This is a genomic window from Rubritalea spongiae, from assembly GCF_042652385.1.
GTDB lineage: Bacteria > Verrucomicrobiota > Verrucomicrobiia > Verrucomicrobiales > Akkermansiaceae > Rubritalea > Rubritalea spongiae.
The window spans coordinates 3,080,134-3,095,456 of record NZ_JBHSJM010000001.1; the positions used below are offsets into that span (position 1 = coordinate 3,080,134).

A 15,323-nucleotide genomic window follows, 5' to 3' on the forward strand; every position below is an offset into this window, starting at 1 on the left:
CTTGCTTATGCGAGGCTACGATAGTCGCCATCGCGAATAGTTATGCCTTCGGCGTCAAGCGATTCTAACAATGGCATGAGGTACTTACGGCTAGTGCCGCTGTGTTCACGGAGTTCTGATGCTGTGGCGCGTTGGTTTTGTGTGAGGTAGTCACGTATCGACTGGTGAAGTTTTTGATAGTTTTGGCTATCTAGCAATGCCTTGGGGTCAAGTTCGATGACTTGGTTAGAACGGATGAGGAAGGTGAGAGCTTGCTGAGATGCTTCGTCCGGAGCGAGTTCGACACGTGGTGGCGGAGTGAGGCCGCCGTCCTTGAGGGATTTAAGGATTTTCTGTGCGTGTGGGACGAGGCGTTGGGGGAGTTCGAGGGAATGTTCTTCATTAGCAATCCCGTCTTTTTGCTTCATGTAGCCGTTGCTAAGCAGTTGTTTTTCGATGGAGTCGAGCAATGCTTCTGGTGCTCCTTCGCTGATGAGTTGAGTTTTCCATGCACCCATCGGCATTGATGGTGAATCTGAGTGGCTACTATGCCATTGGTCAACGAGTTTCGCTGCGCTTGTGATGATCTCTTTCCACCATGAAGGTGCCAGAATCCAGTTTTTGCGGAGGGTGATTTTTTTCTCTTTGGCAAGTTTCTCAACCGTTTGCTGGATGTAGGCCTTTGTGAAGGGAAGATTGAGAAGTGGTGGAGAGCTCGGTATGGCTGGCTTATGGAGGAGTTCGCTGAGGATTAGTTCGCGTAAATTGTCAGGCGCCACTGAGCGTTTGGCTAGAAAGTTGGCTCGTTTTTTGGTGCGGAAGCCGCGGGCCTTGGATCCGGCATCGAGGATTATGCCGCCAGCTAAGGTGCCTTGTTGGGCACCATCGCGGATCACGAAACGATCACCGACGCAGGCTGCAATGGGAGATTCAAGTCGTAGCTGGGCGAAGCATTTTTCTGCTAAATCGAGAGTAGTGCGGTCATTAAGGATGACGCGAGCGCGTGTTCGGCTGGTGCCATGATGGAGGATTACAGTTTCTGTATTTTTTAGGACACGTGCAGTTGCGGACTGTCCAGTTATTGAACGACTGGCTCGCTCTAATGCTACATCGATGGTGTCGACAGCTTCTAAATGGTCGGGAAGGGTGAGGAGAGAGCCACGTTTGACGCCAGGTTTGCCACGTTGGTGGAGTGGAAGATCTGGGAGATTTAGAGCGGTGCGCATGCCGCTGACGGATGCGTCGAGTGCTTGATTGTGATTTTGGACGTTTCGGATGCTTGCCGTGAGATTTTCAGGTAGGCTGACGATGAGATCACCACGGTTTAAGCTTTGTCCAGTGAGGGTGCCAGTTACTACTGTGCCGGTACCTTTGGGGGAAAAGGCGCGATCTACGGATAGTCTGGGAATATGGTGTTTGGGGGATGCTTGAAGTTTGTTAGCACGATTAAGAATTTCAGCTTTTAGTTGGCTAATACCATCGCCAGTGACTGAGGAAATAGGAATGATGGGGGCTTGGGAAATGGGAGTCTCATGAATTTCCTCTCGTACTAGTTCGATGGTGAACTCTAGGTCGTCAGCGAGATCTGATTTAGTCAGAGCGATGATGACGTTAGTGATTCCTAGGTAGTGTAGGATTTGCAGGTGCTCTTCGGATTGCGGCATCCAGCCATCGTCGGCGGCGACAATGAAGAGAGCGATGTCGAGAGCGCCGACGCCTGAGACCATGTTATTGATAAAATCGGCATGCCCTGGGACGTCGATGAGGCCAATTTCGAAGTTTTCGAGCTTCAGATGGGCGAAGCCGAGTTCGATGGTGACTCCTCGGGATTTTTCCTCGGGGAGTCGGTCTGGGTCAGTGCCGGTGAGAGCCTTGATGAGTGAAGACTTTCCGTGGTCAATGTGACCGGCTGTGCCCAGAATGATGTTCATTGAAAATAGTTTCGGTTAATCGGTGGTGGGCGTCGGAATGATACGCGCTTTCTCAAAGTCGAAAGGGGTCATTTCAACGGTGACTTGGTCACCAATTTCGAGAGAGTCTCGGTATTCCTTGTGTTTTAGTTGTGAATGACCGAGAGCCGTTTTTCCGTTGGGAAGAGTTACAATGAAGGTCTTACCATCTTCGCGTTTTTCTTTGATGGTGGCAGAGGTGCGGATTGGGATGTCTTTGGTAGCCATGGTTCTATTTGAGAAATTGTATGATTAGAGATGAATATCTTGCCAGGTGACGAGGCTTGCGAGTGGGGCGAAGCCGTCGTGGTGCCAGAATAAGTGTGGTTGTTGTGCTTTTCCTAGTTGGCAGATGCGTGGAGGCTTGAGGCATTCTACTTCCTTGAGCAAGCCAGAAAGTGGTGAGAGGGCAATGGTGCTAAGATATTCCAGCTCATTTCCTAAGTCTTCGGGAGTGCTCGGCCATGGTCGCACGAAAATGACTCGATTTTGCGGGCTAGGGCGGAGTGTCGAATCGTTTTCATATATGACGGTCCAGCTAGTGTCTGTGTCGCTTTCGTAGAGTTGGGTGTTTGCTGGATCTTGTGCGGCTTGGAATCGGAGAGTTTCTCGGAGGTTACGGATGGCTCCACTTTCGGAAATGCTGATGGGCGATCGAGGGATTTTTTGAGAGAGATCTTGCATGGCTGTGGCAAGCATGGGGGCGAAGTCGCTGGCGTTATTTTTTACATAAATAGCGTGAGGAGATAGGCAGCCTTGTTGGTTAAAGAGTGAGGCATCGACGGCAGCGAGTTGGGCATTTTTCGAGGAAGGTTTATCGATGAGAGCGAAGCTAATTTTGTGACCGTGAGGAATGAAGCGCTGCTTGGGGATGAGGCGCGAATGGATGGCTTCGATTGCTTGATCGGAGCCGATGGCAACGACGGTGTCCGCCGAATGAAGCTGCTTGTCATCAAGCTCATGGGTGAAAGAGGATAGCGATTGTAAACTCGGGCTCAGAGATTGGTGGAATTTACGGATTTCTGGAAGTATGGCTGTGTCGTCTGCAGAGGTCGGCTGGGACGGAAGTTTCACAATGTTGTTAGCTCCAATGAGTAGACCGCGGAGAAGGCTTTGAAGGCCAGCGTGGGGGGTGTTTCCGCTGATGATGTGGAGTAGGTGACGGGGTGGAGTAGCTTTTGTGAGTATGTCGCCGACTTGTTGGTAGTCGTCGAGCGCTGCTGGATGGCCAAGTTCATGACTGACCCAATCTAATAAATCGTTAGCCGAGAATTCGCCGAGAAATTTGGAAAATGCTTCACTCGCTTTTGCTAGTTCTAGGGCTCGCTGTTCGGTGGTCATGATTGATTTAATTATTGAGGGAAGAATCGATACTTCTTGAGCAACCTCTGGGGAGGGCTGAGGGGTCGCGGCCGATGAGGGTGAAGCTATGTTCGTGGTGGTAGATGGCAAGGTCTTGGGTGCGAATGGCGCAAATCGAGTCAATGTTGGCGAGATCGTAAATTACGAGGTAGCCGATTTCACCAGCTTGGACGTCTTTGTCCGTTTCGGGATCGATGACGCGAATTTTTGCCCAATGTGGGGCTTGATGCGGGTCGTCGATTCCTTTAGTGTAGAATTGTGAACTTAGCTCGGTCATGGAATATTCATTCCATATACTCTGCTTAGTGAGTCCGAGGTATTTATAAAACTGTCCGTAGAGATCTTGTTTAGTTAGGCTGCGCCCACTTCCTTTATAACCTCCAGTTTCCATGGCCCAACTGCCTGCAGGGAGAGTGAGGGGAGAGTGGAGTTGTTCGAACAAGTTGAGGAACGCTAGCGCGGTGCCAAGAAGGGCGATTGGCTGGGGTTGTTTGGTAGCTTCAAGTAGGGGGGCGATGTTTAATTGGTCGTCGCTGATGAGGTAGCTGGCTTGTGGGCAAAACTTTTGGCGCAGCGTTTCCATCATGTGTGAGAGTGAGGAAAGCGGAGCTTCTCTAGCTGATGGCGTTAGAAAATACACATGGCCATCGAGGGAGGGGAGTTCGAGTTGTTGCCAAGCTTGGAGGATGGAAAGCTCGTAGGTTTGAGTTTGGCGAAAATAATGGGTGCCTTTGATGTCTCCGGTGGTTCCAGATGTTTGGAAATGTACCAAATTTTCATTTAGATTGAGGCAAGTTGGAGGGGATTTTGATTTAAAGGTGTCGGTGGTGAGTGCTGGAAATTCTTGCCAATGGTGAATGCTGTCAATCTTCTGAAGTTGGCAGAAATTGCGATATGCGGGGTTGTTTGCGAGTTGGTGTTGGAACAATTTTTGTGCTAAAGAATCAAAATCGTCCTCGCTCGTTTCAGGCGAATGAATGAACGATTCGACTTGTGATAGAAGTTTCAAATAGCGAGATGCGTTAGGTTCCATATTCAAGGTATCTGTAAGAACTAGTAAAGAGCATGCGTAGATTGACATCAAGCCCTATGGCTGAGCCTTAGTTTTTGTGTTTTTTCAGCGCGACTGCTTGACTTTGCTTAAGCTTGGGGCAAGAATCGTATCAGTGCTGCTTATGCAGCTAACAGTTTAAAAACTACCTACCACCTTATCAGTTAGTCATTATGAAAGTTGCTATCTACACCATGCTCTCAGCGGCGTTCTGCGCACTTGTGACCTCGTGCTATTACCCGCCATCCTACCCTCAGCAGAAAGATCAGCCACCAGTTCCACCGGCTCCAGTCGACAATACTACAGCGACTGATCCAGGTGCTCAGCAGCTCCAAGCAGCTCGTGAGCGTCTCGAAGCTCAGCAGAATGGAACGACGACTGATCCATATAGTAACCCGAATGCGCAGTTGCCGAATCCAGGCCCAAGCTCTGAAGTAGCTCCAACAGCTCCTTCTACTTACCCATACGCCACAAAGGTGCCTAATAAACCAGGTTTCGTATTTAACCCATACACCAAGAATCAAGTGGATGTACGTGGGATTCCAGAAGGAACCCTCGTTCGTGACCCATACGACAATGACAAGACTCACAAATTCCGTGTGCCTTAGGTCATTGATTAAATAAGAATTTATTGCGCCGAGCCTTGCATTTAGGGCTCGGCGCTTTTTATATCGGTGCGGATGATTAAGCGCGTTTCCATACTTGGACCAGGATTGCTCGGTGGCTCAATAGCTTTGGCTGTGACGAAGCACATGCCGGAGGTAGATCTTGTGCTCTGGGGACGCCGTGAGCAACCGCTCGCGGTAGCCCGAGAGATGGGGGTGTCGCAAACGAGCACTGATTTATATGTTGCGGTAGAAAATGCTGATCTAGTGATTCTCGCAACGCCTGTTGGTGTGATGAAAACGCTGGTGAGTCAAATTGTTGAGCATTTTCCTGAGAAGGAAATGTTGCTGACTGATGTGGGCAGTGTGAAGCGGTTGCCGCACAAAGAGATTGGTGCGCTGATTGAAGGCTCAGCGCTCGAGTTTATTGGGAGTCACCCGATGGCTGGTTCGGAGAAGACGGGGATGGAGGCAGCGTTTGTGAGTTTGCTCGACGGTTCTACCTGTTTGGTCACAAATGAGGCGGAGGTATCTGAGACTAAGGTTGAAATGCTAGAGCGATTTTGGCGAGATCTTGGCTGTAAAACGCGGCGTATGACTGCTGAGGATCACGATTATGCCGTCGCGCGAGTAAGCCATTTTCCACATATTCTAGCATCGGTTGGAGCTTCAGTCGGTTTGGCATTTGAAGATATTGCCGAGCTTTGCGGAGGAGGAATGCGTGATACCACACGTGTCGCTGGCGGTGATCCAGGACTTTGGACTGAAATTTTAATGGAGAATAGCGATGCTCTTCAGCGTTCAATGCGAGAGAGTATTGCAGATCTTGTGAAGCTGATGGACTGCCTTGAAAAAGGGGACCGTGAGCAGATGTATGACTATCTAACTGAGGCTAAGAAGCGTCGAGAGCTGATCTAAGCAATTTTTTTATGGAATCAATTACCTTAAAACCAATTTCTCGCATTAATGGCGAGGTGAACATGCCTGGCTCTAAGAGCTTGTCCAATAGGGCGCTTCTTCTAGCCGCACTGGCTGAGGGGACGACGGAGATAACAAACTTGTTAGACAGCGATGATGTGCAACGCATGTTAGAGGCGCTGGCTCAGCTAGGTGTGAAGTATGAACTTTCTGAAGATGGTACCGAGTGTGTGATACACGGGCTAGGCCGTCCACTCGGGACAGGTGAAAGCTTGGAGCTTTTCCTTGGTAATGCGGGTACTGCGATGCGTTCGCTTGCTGGTGCGATGACCTTGGGCAAAGGGGAATTCACACTTACTGGCATTCCACGGATGGAAGAACGTCCGATCGATGCTCTTGTCGATGCGCTTCGTAGTATGGGCTGTGACATTACCTGTTTGAAGAATGAGGGTTATCCGCCACTTTTGATCAAAGCGAATGGTTTGAAAGGTGGTAAGGTTCAAGTGGATGGAACGATATCCAGTCAGTTTTTGACAGCATTGTTGATGGCTGCTCCGTATGCGGAAAATGATATGGAGATTGAGATCATCGGTGAGCTCGTTTCTAAACCTTACATAGATATTACCACCCACATTATGGAACAGTTTGGGGTGCAGGTAGAGAATGATAATTATCAACGCTTCTATGTGAAGTCTGGTCAGAAATACAAATCTCCTGGTCGTTTCATGGTGGAAGGTGATGCTTCTTCAGCGTCTTATTTTCTTGCTGCTGGAGCGATCAAAGGTGGTCGCATCAAAGTGACAGGTATTGGTAAAAAGAGTATCCAAGGTGATGTGGCTTTTGCCAAAGTGCTTGAAGACATGGGTGCAAAAGTCGAATGGTATGACGAGTACTTAGTGGTGGAAGGCAGTGAGCTGAATGCTGTGGATCAGGATATGAATCACATCCCTGATGCGGCAATGACGATTGCAACGGCTGCGCTTTTCGCTAAAGGAAAGACAGCAATCAGAAACATTTACAACTGGCGGGTTAAGGAAACTGACCGACTTCACGCGATGGCGACAGAGCTTCGCAAAGTTGGTGCTGAGGTGGTTGAAGGTGAAGATTTTATTGAAATTACACCACCTGAGAAAATCCAGCATGCTGCGATCGACACCTATGACGACCATCGAATTGCGATGTGTTTTTCCTTAGTCGCGCTCGATCCAGAATGTGGGGTTACCATTAATGACCCAGGGTGTACTGCGAAAACGTTCCCAGACTATTTTGATAGACTCGCTAGTGTGAGTGAATCCTAAGCTATTTTATTTATGAGTAATTCACATATTGCAGTGGCGATTGATGGGCCTGCAGCATCGGGGAAGAGCACTGTGGCTAAGACTTTGGCAAAGCGCTTGGGCTTGATCATGGTCAACACTGGAGCGATGTACCGAGCGGTGGCTTGGGCGACTATTCAGCATGGCGTTGATCCTTCTGATAGCGCTGCAGTGGTAGCGATGTTAGATGAGGTTGAATTTAGCTGTGGGGTGAGCAATAATCTTTCAACTGTGTTAGTGGATGGCGTAGATCCAGGAGATGCTTTGCGACAAGACGCGGTAAATAGCCGAGTTTCCAAAGTGGCGGCAATTCCCGAAGTGCGCAGTTTGTTAGTCGAGATGCAGCGTGACTATTTGAAGTTAGGTAGTGTGGTGATGGAAGGCAGGGACATTGGCTCCGTTGTTTTTCCTAACACCCCATTCAAAATGTACATTGATGCTTCTGAAGAAGTGCGCCGTAAGCGTCGTGCAGCTGAGGGAATTATTGATGACCCTACTGCTCGAGATAAGGAGGATAGTAAGCGTAAGAGTTCTCCCTTGGTAGTTGCTGAAGGTGCAGTGAAGATCGACTCTAGCGAACTTGGGATTGAGGAGGTCGTTGATGCGGCTCTCGAGGTTCTGCGTGAGCGTGGAGCTCCAGCGGAATTATTGGCAAAAGCAAAATAACAAATTTTTTTATGAAGACTGTTTACTGGATTGGTTACACGTTTTTTAAGAGCGCGGGAAAGGCGTTTTTTAATCGTAGAATTATCAACGAGCACAAACTTGTAAAAGATGGTGGGGTATTAATGTGTGCGAATCATGAGAGTTTCTTGGATCCTCCATTGATTGGGATTTCGTATCCTATGAATGTGACCTATTTGGCTCGTAAAACACTCTTCAAAGGATTTTTTAAATGGCTATACACGCAGTGGGATGCGATCCCTATTGATCAAGAAAATCCTGATATGACAGGGTTAAAAAATATCATCAAAGCGTTGAAAAGTGGTAAAAAGGTGGTGATGTTTCCAGAAGGCGAGAGAACGCTCCATGGAGGTTTGAATCCAGGATTACCAGGTGTTGGGCTGATCGTCGCTAAAGCGCAGGCAACGGTACAGCCTATGCGTATTTTTGGTGCGTACGATGCTTTGCCGCGTGGATCAGGAAAGATGAAGTGTAACCAGATTGATGTCGTGGTGGGGGATCCCATTCATTTCACCAAAGAGGAGCTTAAAGATTATCGAGGGAAAGACGGGTATCAGAGGATTTCTGATCGCATCATGCAGGCGATCAGTGAGCTGACTCCTGAGGGTTAAAATACGCCTTCTTCGAGGGGGTGAATGCTGATGAGTTCGAGTTTGCCTTTATCGTTCGTCACTTTGGAAACCCAATGTAACTTAAGTGGCAACATATTCCAGAGATGAGCTAATTGTAGAGACTTTTCGAGTTCTGCATCTTTTGTTTCGTAGGTGCTAAAGGCAGTGATTTTAAAATCGGGAGATTCGAAGCTGAATTTTCCGCTGCTATATTGGATGTGTTGACCATTTAAAATCGAGAATAGTGCGGTGACAGCTGGTGCAGAAGTATTGGCCAGAACTGGATACGAAGTGGGAAATATTTCGGTGCAGAGAAAGCGCCCTGGAAACTTGTTTACATTTCTTGGATGCCATTCTTCCAAAGAAGGAACATTTTGAATCAATGTTGGCTCAATTGGGAGAGAAGATCCGGTAGCTATGTTTTGATCCTCGAGTGAGAATATTGAGAATGTAGAATCTTGATGGTTATAGAGGATTCTACGCTCTACATGAGTGAGAATGAGTGAGGATAGATGTGAGCCGTCATAGTGGACTTTGATCAAATTGTTAGTACTAGGATCATCGTTTTTCTGAAGTTGATAGACTAGTGAGCAGGCAGGAAGAGTGAATGGGCTGCCATTGGCGCTGTGCCATAATTGGGCTCGAATCTGGCTAGTGAAGGATAGCTTTGATAGAGGAATCTTATTGAGTGAAGTTCCTGTTTTCAGGATGACTTCGGTAGGGCTTACCGCCACGAGAGTCGCTTTTAGAGTTGAACCTTCGGAAGATTTCCATGTCGATAGGTATGGAGGGTAACTTATTTGAAATTTAGTTGTCTCGGGGGAATGCGAAAGCGCTTCATCTTGCGGATTTGCAAGAAGAGAAAGAGCGAGTGAAATGAAGATGAAAAACGACAGAAGCATTTCGACCGATGTAATTTAACATAGGTCAACTTCCTGAGGCAAGGAGAGATCTTAAAACCAAGAATGACTGCATTCTGGGCAAATCTTGGCGCGAGAGGTGCGGCAAAGCGCCCGACATTCTGGGCAATGCTGAGTTTGACCTTCGAGACGTGAGAGAGTCTTTTTCAGAAAAGTATCAGCACCATGCCTGAGTAAATTAAGAACATTTGGATCATTGTTGATCCAACGTGAGCGGAAGAGTTCTTTTACAGCAGGGAATTCGCAGAGCGCTATCATGCGCTCTACTTGGAGGTTGCGCCACGCAGCGGCTTCTTCGGGTGTGAGTAGTTCCCGATGGCCGTTGAATAAATATCTGTGCTGCGCAGTGATTTGATCCATTAGACGATTTCTAGCAATTCATCTAGCTTGTAAATAAAATGGTCAGCTCCAGCTTGGACTTTTTCGCGTGGTGTGTAGCCGCCGTAGCCGATAAAATTATCGACCTCAGATTGGGTTTCGAGGTCTGAAACTCCGTCACCTACCATGATGATTTTCTCAGGGCTGAACTCGGCTTTGAGTTGTCGGATGATTTCTGGTTTGCCGCCATTGTAGGTGGTCGGGTAAGTGTTATCGAATGAGACGTAGAGTCCATTTTCGTCAAGGTTGAGTGGGACTGCTTCGATTCGGTCGATGTTTAGGAACTTCGCGAGTGGTTCGATGAGTCGTTTGAAACCTCCAGAGAGAATGGCGAAAGACCAGCCTTGTTCGCGGAGTTTATCGAGGGTGTCGACCGCTGTCGGTTCGACAGTGTCGATGTAGAGTTGTTCGACAGCGGTGCAGGTGGCGAGGTCTGGACGGATGATGTCGAGACGGCGTGCGAAGACTTGGTCGAGTGGGACTTCGCCGTTCATTGCAGCATTAGTGAGAGCTTCGACCTCGGCAAACACTTCTGGGCCTTTTGCGCGGGCAAGTTCGTCAATGCCTTCGATGGAAGAAAGGGTGGAGTCGCAGTCAAAAATAATAAGTTTCATAAATTTTAAGTGAGAAGTGAGATAGGAAAAGTGTGAAGAGCTAGCTTGATAGCGTATAGCGTTTTTGAGAGGGGAGTATTTTGTGTGACATTATGATATAAAGATTGCGTAAGCCCATGAGATAGCGATGAGAGCAAATATGAGTATGCTATTTACGAAGAATACTGAACTTAGAAAGACGATCCATTTGTCTCCGCGTTTTTTAGCCATTTCTCGGGCATGTTGCCAGTCAATCCACAGAGTGATGTGGGCCGTGGCTCCAGGTGTGTATCCCTGGCGATGTTTTCTGCAATAAGGTCTGAGAGCTAAAATCCATATGAGGATTGGCAGGATGATGAAGATGATAGTGATGAAGACGAGTAAGAACTCCATTAAGCTTCGATTCTAACGGGAGTGTTTTCTGTGACAGTATCGAAGAGTTCTACGATATCGGTGTTTTTCATGCGGATGCAGCCACAGGAATGGGGGATGCCGATTTTGTCTTCGTGATTGGTTCCGTGAATGTAGATGTAGCGGCTTTTTGTATTGGCATTGTCGGGGTCGAGTCCGTCGAGCCAGAGGATGCGTGTGGTGACGAGGTCGTCGTCACAGCATTCACAAGGGTCCCATTGGCCGATGGGCTTTCTGCCTTTGAAAATAGTATTGAGCGGAGCATCTTGGCCGTGTTTTTCGCTGATAATGAAGTTGCCGAGAGGGGTTTTGAATGAACCTTCTTCTGAGCCGGGGCCATTCTTTGCGGATGAAATTGTGTACTTGACGACTTCTTTGCCGTGGTCGAGTAAGCGTAATGATTGGTCGTGGATGGTAATCAACAGGGAGAGCATAGCGATTTATGGAGGGGTGGACGAAGTGCAATGACGGAGTTGTGCCCGCCCATGCCAACGGCTATTTTAAGAATAGTACCTGAAGCTGCACTTGTTTTCTGTGGGAGTGTGAAAGGTGGGTTGGGTTGGGTTAGATGGAGATTTGGAGGGAGTTTATGATTTCTGAGATAGTGAGCGAGGATGGCGGTGTCGAGAGCGCCGCTGGCTCCAACGGTGTGGCCAGTGAATGGTTTGAGTGGATGGAGGGAAATCGGCGATGTTGGTTTGAGGGCATCCTTGAGTGCTTGTTCCTCTGCGATGGAATGAAGGTGAGTGCCAGAGGCGTGTGGGCAAATGGCGGTTACTTCTGTGTCGGAAGAAAGACTTGCGAGTGCGGATTCTAAGCATTTGCGGAGTCCGCGGCCGTTATTAGGCATGCCGATGGGAGAGTCTGCATCTGAGTTGCACCAATAACCATCTAGCAGAGGGGCATTTTCAGTGGACTCAGTGGACTCAGTGGTGAGCACTAGAGCACAGCCAGCTTCTCCTGGAAAAAAACCTGAGGTTTCAGGGTGGTAGGGATCGTTGATTCTGTTGGTGCTGAGAACTCCAGTGTTGATGTAGCCTTGAACAATTTCGGGGACCAGTGGAAGTTCGGCGCCGAGGACGATGGCGTGTTTGACGATGCCAGTTTGGAGCATCATCCAAGCCATGCCGAGGGCGTCTAAAGAGGCTGCACAGCCGGAGGCGATAGTTTGCCAGGGGCCAGTGATTCCGAGTTCGATTGAGACAGCGGAAGCGATTTCTCCATGCATCGAGTTGGATGCAGCCATGAGTTTGAATGGTCGACGGCCTGGCCAGTTGTGTAGCCAGGCATTGCCTCGCGAGGACCCCGCGATAACGGCGGCATTTGTGAGCGCGTCTCCAGTGAGCTTGGCGTCTGCGATTGCTTGTTTCGCGCAGTGCAGAGCGAGAGCCGAGGCGGGTGCCCATTTCCTAGAGTTGAGAATGGAGCGATCTTGGATCCAAGATCCTAACAATTTACCGCAATCAGATTGTTCACCTAGGAGTTCATTGAGTGGGCGTAGACCAGTCTGGCCATTTTCCATTGCGGCGGCATGCTCGGTGAGATTGGAGCCGATGCCAGAAATAGCCGAGAGACCAGTGATGGAAATCGTTTTATTCAAACGAGAAAAAATGAGGAACGCTTAGAAGTAAGCGCTCCTATGGTTGTTGATTTAGCCGCAGCACGGAGTGGCCTCTTTATCGCAGGTGGCGACTGGTGCTTCCATGTTAGGGTTAGGTTGCTTTGCTGAGAGGCCGAGTTTGCTGATAAGTTCGAGGTCTTTCTGAACACTTGGGTTTTTCGCAGTGAGGAGCTTGTCACCATAGAAAATGGAGTTGGCTCCTGCGAAGAAGCACATGGCTTGACCTTCTTCAGAGATTTGGGTGCGGCCAGCGGAGAGGCGTACTTTTGCTTTTGGCACAGCAATACGTGCAATGGCGATCATGCGGATGACGTCAAAAATGGTGACAGGGTCGGAATCTCCGAGTGGAGTTCCGGGCATTGGCATGAGAGAATTGATGGGTACGGATTCTGGCTGAGGATTGAGCTCGGAAATCGTTTCGATCATTTTCAAGCGGTCGTCTGCTGTTTCACCGAGACCGAGGATGCCACCGCAACAGACTGACATGCCTGCTTCTTGAGCATTTTTGATAGTGTTGAGTCGGTCGTCGTAGGTGTGTGTGGTGACGATGTTAGGATAGTGTTCGCGCGAGGTGTCGACGTTGTGGTTGTATGCTGTGACACCTGCTTTTTTCAGTCGGACAGCTTCTTCGGGACCGAGTTCCCCGAGGGTGACGCAGACTTCCATGCCGAGTTCGGAGACTTCTTCAATGATTTCGACGACTTGGTCGAAGCGTTTAGTGCCTTGGCGAACGCCTTTCCAAGCAGCTCCCATACAGAAGCGGGTGGAGCCAGATTCGGCAGCAACGCGTGCGCGTTCCATAACGGCGTCTTTTTCCATGAGGCGTTCTACTTGAACGCCAGAGTTGTAGCGGGCGGACTGAGCGCAGTAGGAACAGTCTTCTGAGCAGCCGCCAGTTTTGATGGAGAGGAGCGTGCAGAGCTGGATTTCATTGTCGCTCCAATTTGCATCGTGAACCTCGCGGGACTTTTTGATGAGGTCAAATAGTGGGAGGTCGTAGAGTGCTTTGAGTTCTTCGAATTTCATGAAGTATGTCGTTAGATAAGAATGTTAGTAGGTCCAGCGGCCATTGATGTCTGGCATTCTGCCAAAGCTAAGTGCTTCGTAGTCTGTTTTGCCTTTCGCTCCAATGAGTTTTAGGCCAGTTGCCTGACGCCAGTACTTGCTCATACTTTCGCCTGTATAGCAACCCCAGCTCTTACAAATTGCGTTCTTAGAGAAGGGGCGGCGGCTGAGTGAACTGAGTTCGTTTTCGTGGAGCCAAGCGGCAGATGCGCCTAGGATTTGTGACGAGTAATCGAGCAGGAAGCAATGTTTGTTAGAGTGGCCGAAGTAATGGAGTGTTTTGGTGCGACCGGCGGGGAGGGCATTCATATTGGAAATGAACTGGGAGCCTGAACTGATCCAGACGAGTTTGGCTCCGCGTTTAGCAGCCTGTTCAGCGATCCAAGAGGTGTAGGGTTTGCCGTCTTCACGGCCGCGCAAGTCGTAGCCATTTTTATAGACATACCAAGTGATGGTTTCGGTTTCTCCGTATTGTGAGCGGAGAATGTCCATATGGAGAGTGGCTGCGCGAATGAAATTGGCCCACCAGCGATCGTGTCGATCATTGGGGACTCGGTAGTTTTCGAATCTTGTGAGAGCTGGGCCTCCAGAAAGAATCACGTGCTCGTAAGCGGATGCTGTCGTGAGCATGGTAATCATGAAGAGGAAAGAACGAATGATGCGCTGCATGGCTGAGATGATGGAGGGAAATAGTTTAGGTGTTAAGTTTAAATGAGGAGTAATAGGAAAGAAAATTAATGACCGACTGCTTCGGTTCGAGCTTTCACAGCGAGTTCGAAGGCTTTGGTTTCGCCGTAGCGTTTGATTGAGAATTTGACACAGCGGCGTTTACCGGGTTCTGGGGACCAAGTGGCTTGCCAGAAAATATATTGAATGCCATTTGTGATGACGGTGACTTTGGAGACTCCTACCACTCCAGAAGAGTTGCGTTGGGAGCGCTGGCAAATTCTTGCGCGGTCTGCGCTTTCTAGTCTTGTTAGTAGATCGTCTCTCCAGTTCCGTGCTGCGAGAAGAGCTTTCTCTGAGCTCCCTAACACACCATCTGCAAAAAATTTGGCATACTTGATGCCGCGGCGCTGCATTCTCACCTGCCATCCATGCGTGCCTGCATCAGGAAGGTCGATCCTGGCGATGGCGTAGTTTGGTGAGGTGGTAGGCATATCATCGAATTTACTGGGCGGGGGAAGAATGTCAACAAAGGGCTGAGTTCGCATAGAGGGAAAGGACTGAGATAAAAAATGCACGAAAGTCGCGCTCTGTGCTTGGCTAGAGTCTGGGGCGAATTTATGGTGTCGCGCGATGCGCTGTCCTCGATGTTTTCATACCATGCACTTATCTGCGGAAGAATGTCCGCACTGTGGTATGCAGCTCGAAGACTTAGACGTTATTTATCAAAACTTTGAACGAGTTGTGAGGCGGCCACATGATGCGGCTGGGATTCTGCGAGTTCAGCAGAGACGCCAAGTGTCAAAGTGGATCGCAAAGGCTGAGCGCGCTTATCCGCAGCTTTATTTTGCCGTGGCGACAGCTTCCTTGAGCGATGAACAACACATTCGTTCGTATGGGTTCTGGTTGATGAATCGAGGTCAGTTCGAAGATATTCCTGAAGGTGCGCGAGCTGATGGTTGTGTGCTTCTAGTGATCGATGTGAATCGCAAAGAAGTTTGTCTCAATTTTGGGTACTTATTAGATTATTGCGTGGAAGAAGAAGCGGCATTTGAGGCGCTTACTGGTGGACACCCATATTTGATAGAGTCAAATTATATGCGCGCTATAGAGGTAATGTTAGGTGGTACGAAACGTTATGTGAAAAAGCTGCGTAGTATTGCGAGGAAGAAGCAATGAGAGTTCTGATATGCA

Annotated in this window: 19 protein-coding genes; 6 read left to right on the forward strand and 13 right to left on the reverse strand. The window is 48.9% G+C overall.

Annotated elements, in window-relative coordinates; genetic code table 11:
* Positions 1-5 precede the first annotated feature (5 nt).
* Genes selB through ACFPK9_RS13665 form a run of 4 tightly spaced genes read right to left on the reverse strand, consistent with a single transcriptional unit; the run spans position 6 to position 4,323 of the window.
* A complete protein-coding gene (gene selB, locus ACFPK9_RS13650) occupies positions 6-1,910 on the reverse strand; it encodes a selenocysteine-specific translation elongation factor (protein WP_377095509.1) in 1,905 nt (634 codons plus the stop codon).
* 15 nt (positions 1,911-1,925) lie between these two features.
* On the reverse strand, positions 1,926-2,156 hold the full coding sequence (gene infA, locus ACFPK9_RS13655) for a translation initiation factor IF-1 (protein WP_377095511.1): 231 nt from the start codon (positions 2,154-2,156) through the stop codon (positions 1,926-1,928).
* Positions 2,157-2,180: 24 nt separating this feature from the next.
* Complete coding sequence (locus ACFPK9_RS13660; RefSeq protein WP_377095513.1) at positions 2,181-3,269, reverse strand: acyl-CoA reductase; 1,089 nt, start codon at positions 3,267-3,269, stop codon at positions 2,181-2,183.
* 7 nt (positions 3,270-3,276) lie between these two features.
* Positions 3,277-4,323, reverse strand: a complete 1,047-nt coding sequence (locus ACFPK9_RS13665) for a LuxE/PaaK family acyltransferase (protein WP_377095515.1) — start codon at positions 4,321-4,323, stop codon at positions 3,277-3,279.
* 191 nt (positions 4,324-4,514) lie between these two features.
* Here ACFPK9_RS13665 and ACFPK9_RS13670 point away from each other — a divergent pair, with 191 nt between their 5' ends.
* From ACFPK9_RS13670 to ACFPK9_RS13690, 5 genes are all read left to right on the forward strand, one after another.
* On the forward strand, positions 4,515-4,949 hold the full coding sequence (locus ACFPK9_RS13670) for a hypothetical protein (protein WP_377095517.1): 435 nt from the start codon (positions 4,515-4,517) through the stop codon (positions 4,947-4,949).
* A gap of 72 nt (positions 4,950-5,021) precedes the next feature.
* The gene (locus tag ACFPK9_RS13675; RefSeq protein WP_377095519.1) at positions 5,022-5,864 is read left to right on the forward strand and encodes a prephenate dehydrogenase; all 843 of its coding nucleotides are present in this window, start codon (positions 5,022-5,024) and stop codon (positions 5,862-5,864) included.
* An 11-nt stretch (positions 5,865-5,875) separates the two neighbouring features.
* The gene (gene aroA / locus ACFPK9_RS13680) at positions 5,876-7,162 is read left to right on the forward strand and encodes a 3-phosphoshikimate 1-carboxyvinyltransferase (protein ID WP_377095521.1); all 1,287 of its coding nucleotides are present in this window, start codon (positions 5,876-5,878) and stop codon (positions 7,160-7,162) included.
* Between the two features lie 12 nt (positions 7,163-7,174).
* Positions 7,175-7,846 (forward strand): (d)CMP kinase, encoded by a 672-nt coding sequence (cmk, locus tag ACFPK9_RS13685; RefSeq protein ID WP_377095523.1) that lies wholly within the window; start codon positions 7,175-7,177, stop codon positions 7,844-7,846.
* A gap of 11 nt (positions 7,847-7,857) precedes the next feature.
* Entirely contained in the window at positions 7,858-8,475 is a 618-nt protein-coding gene (locus tag ACFPK9_RS13690; RefSeq protein WP_377095525.1) for a lysophospholipid acyltransferase family protein, read from the forward strand.
* Here ACFPK9_RS13690 and ACFPK9_RS13695 read toward each other — a convergent pair.
* The 9 genes from ACFPK9_RS13695 to ACFPK9_RS13735 form a co-directional block, all read right to left on the reverse strand.
* Entirely contained in the window at positions 8,472-9,377 is a 906-nt protein-coding gene (locus ACFPK9_RS13695; protein ID WP_377095527.1) for a hypothetical protein, read from the reverse strand. The two genes, ACFPK9_RS13690 and ACFPK9_RS13695, sit on opposite strands and share 4 nt — an antisense overlap.
* Before the next feature lie 51 nt (positions 9,378-9,428).
* On the reverse strand, positions 9,429-9,755 hold the full coding sequence (locus tag ACFPK9_RS13700; RefSeq protein WP_377095529.1) for a hypothetical protein: 327 nt from the start codon (positions 9,753-9,755) through the stop codon (positions 9,429-9,431).
* The gene (locus ACFPK9_RS13705; RefSeq protein WP_377095531.1) at positions 9,755-10,387 is read right to left on the reverse strand and encodes an HAD-IB family phosphatase; all 633 of its coding nucleotides are present in this window, start codon (positions 10,385-10,387) and stop codon (positions 9,755-9,757) included. The genes ACFPK9_RS13700 and ACFPK9_RS13705 overlap by 1 nt, the downstream gene beginning before the upstream one ends.
* Before the next feature lie 90 nt (positions 10,388-10,477).
* Positions 10,478-10,759 (reverse strand): hypothetical protein, encoded by a 282-nt coding sequence (locus tag ACFPK9_RS13710; RefSeq protein ID WP_377095533.1) that lies wholly within the window; start codon positions 10,757-10,759, stop codon positions 10,478-10,480.
* Positions 10,759-11,211 (reverse strand): L,D-transpeptidase family protein, encoded by a 453-nt coding sequence (locus ACFPK9_RS13715; RefSeq protein ID WP_377095535.1) that lies wholly within the window; start codon positions 11,209-11,211, stop codon positions 10,759-10,761. The genes ACFPK9_RS13710 and ACFPK9_RS13715 overlap by 1 nt, the downstream gene beginning before the upstream one ends.
* Complete coding sequence (locus ACFPK9_RS13720) at positions 11,196-12,377, reverse strand: beta-ketoacyl synthase N-terminal-like domain-containing protein (RefSeq protein ID WP_377095537.1); 1,182 nt, start codon at positions 12,375-12,377, stop codon at positions 11,196-11,198. Before ACFPK9_RS13720 ends, ACFPK9_RS13715 begins: the two co-directional genes overlap by 16 nt.
* A gap of 51 nt (positions 12,378-12,428) precedes the next feature.
* Positions 12,429-13,424 carry a biotin synthase BioB gene (bioB, locus tag ACFPK9_RS13725; RefSeq protein ID WP_377095539.1) on the reverse strand — a complete coding sequence of 332 codons (996 nt, stop codon included), beginning with the start codon at positions 13,422-13,424 and terminating at the stop codon, positions 12,429-12,431.
* A gap of 24 nt (positions 13,425-13,448) precedes the next feature.
* Positions 13,449-14,132, reverse strand: a complete 684-nt coding sequence (locus tag ACFPK9_RS13730; protein ID WP_377095541.1) for a hypothetical protein — start codon at positions 14,130-14,132, stop codon at positions 13,449-13,451.
* 65 nt (positions 14,133-14,197) lie between these two features.
* Positions 14,198-14,677, reverse strand: a complete 480-nt coding sequence (locus tag ACFPK9_RS13735) for an AP2 domain-containing protein (protein WP_377095543.1) — start codon at positions 14,675-14,677, stop codon at positions 14,198-14,200.
* A 112-nt stretch (positions 14,678-14,789) separates the two neighbouring features.
* Between ACFPK9_RS13735 and ACFPK9_RS13740 the strand changes: the two genes are divergently transcribed.
* Positions 14,790-15,308 (forward strand): TPM domain-containing protein, encoded by a 519-nt coding sequence (locus ACFPK9_RS13740; RefSeq protein WP_377095545.1) that lies wholly within the window; start codon positions 14,790-14,792, stop codon positions 15,306-15,308.
* The last annotated feature ends 15 nt before the right edge of the window (positions 15,309-15,323 follow it).

What these genes read in the sequence shown, in the direction of transcription:
- ACFPK9_RS13705 (WP_377095531.1), bottom strand. Translation starts at nt 10,387, where the DNA reads ATGAAACTTATTATTTTTGACTGCGACTCCACCCTTTCTTCCATCGAA.
- ACFPK9_RS13675 (WP_377095519.1), top strand. Translation starts at nt 5,022, where the DNA reads ATGATTAAGCGCGTTTCCATACTTGGACCAGGATTGCTCGGTGGCTCA.
- ACFPK9_RS13665 (WP_377095515.1), bottom strand. Translation starts at nt 4,323, where the DNA reads ATGGAACCTAACGCATCTCGCTATTTGAAACTTCTATCACAAGTCGAA.
- selB (WP_377095509.1), bottom strand. Translation starts at nt 1,910, where the DNA reads ATGAACATCATTCTGGGCACAGCCGGTCACATTGACCACGGAAAGTCT.
- ACFPK9_RS13730 (WP_377095541.1), bottom strand. Translation starts at nt 14,132, where the DNA reads ATGCAGCGCATCATTCGTTCTTTCCTCTTCATGATTACCATGCTCACG.
- cmk (WP_377095523.1), top strand. Translation starts at nt 7,175, where the DNA reads ATGAGTAATTCACATATTGCAGTGGCGATTGATGGGCCTGCAGCATCG.
- aroA (WP_377095521.1), top strand. Translation starts at nt 5,876, where the DNA reads ATGGAATCAATTACCTTAAAACCAATTTCTCGCATTAATGGCGAGGTG.
- ACFPK9_RS13740 (WP_377095545.1), top strand. Translation starts at nt 14,790, where the DNA reads ATGCACTTATCTGCGGAAGAATGTCCGCACTGTGGTATGCAGCTCGAA.
- bioB (WP_377095539.1), bottom strand. Translation starts at nt 13,424, where the DNA reads ATGAAATTCGAAGAACTCAAAGCACTCTACGACCTCCCACTATTTGAC.
- ACFPK9_RS13690 (WP_377095525.1), top strand. Translation starts at nt 7,858, where the DNA reads ATGAAGACTGTTTACTGGATTGGTTACACGTTTTTTAAGAGCGCGGGA.
- ACFPK9_RS13695 (WP_377095527.1), bottom strand. Translation starts at nt 9,377, where the DNA reads ATGCTTCTGTCGTTTTTCATCTTCATTTCACTCGCTCTTTCTCTTCTT.
- ACFPK9_RS13700 (WP_377095529.1), bottom strand. Translation starts at nt 9,755, where the DNA reads ATGGATCAAATCACTGCGCAGCACAGATATTTATTCAACGGCCATCGG.
- infA (WP_377095511.1), bottom strand. Translation starts at nt 2,156, where the DNA reads ATGGCTACCAAAGACATCCCAATCCGCACCTCTGCCACCATCAAAGAA.
- ACFPK9_RS13710 (WP_377095533.1), bottom strand. Translation starts at nt 10,759, where the DNA reads ATGGAGTTCTTACTCGTCTTCATCACTATCATCTTCATCATCCTGCCA.
- ACFPK9_RS13660 (WP_377095513.1), bottom strand. Translation starts at nt 3,269, where the DNA reads ATGACCACCGAACAGCGAGCCCTAGAACTAGCAAAAGCGAGTGAAGCA.
- ACFPK9_RS13670 (WP_377095517.1), top strand. Translation starts at nt 4,515, where the DNA reads ATGAAAGTTGCTATCTACACCATGCTCTCAGCGGCGTTCTGCGCACTT.
- ACFPK9_RS13715 (WP_377095535.1), bottom strand. Translation starts at nt 11,211, where the DNA reads ATGCTCTCCCTGTTGATTACCATCCACGACCAATCATTACGCTTACTC.
- ACFPK9_RS13735 (WP_377095543.1), bottom strand. Translation starts at nt 14,677, where the DNA reads ATGCGAACTCAGCCCTTTGTTGACATTCTTCCCCCGCCCAGTAAATTC.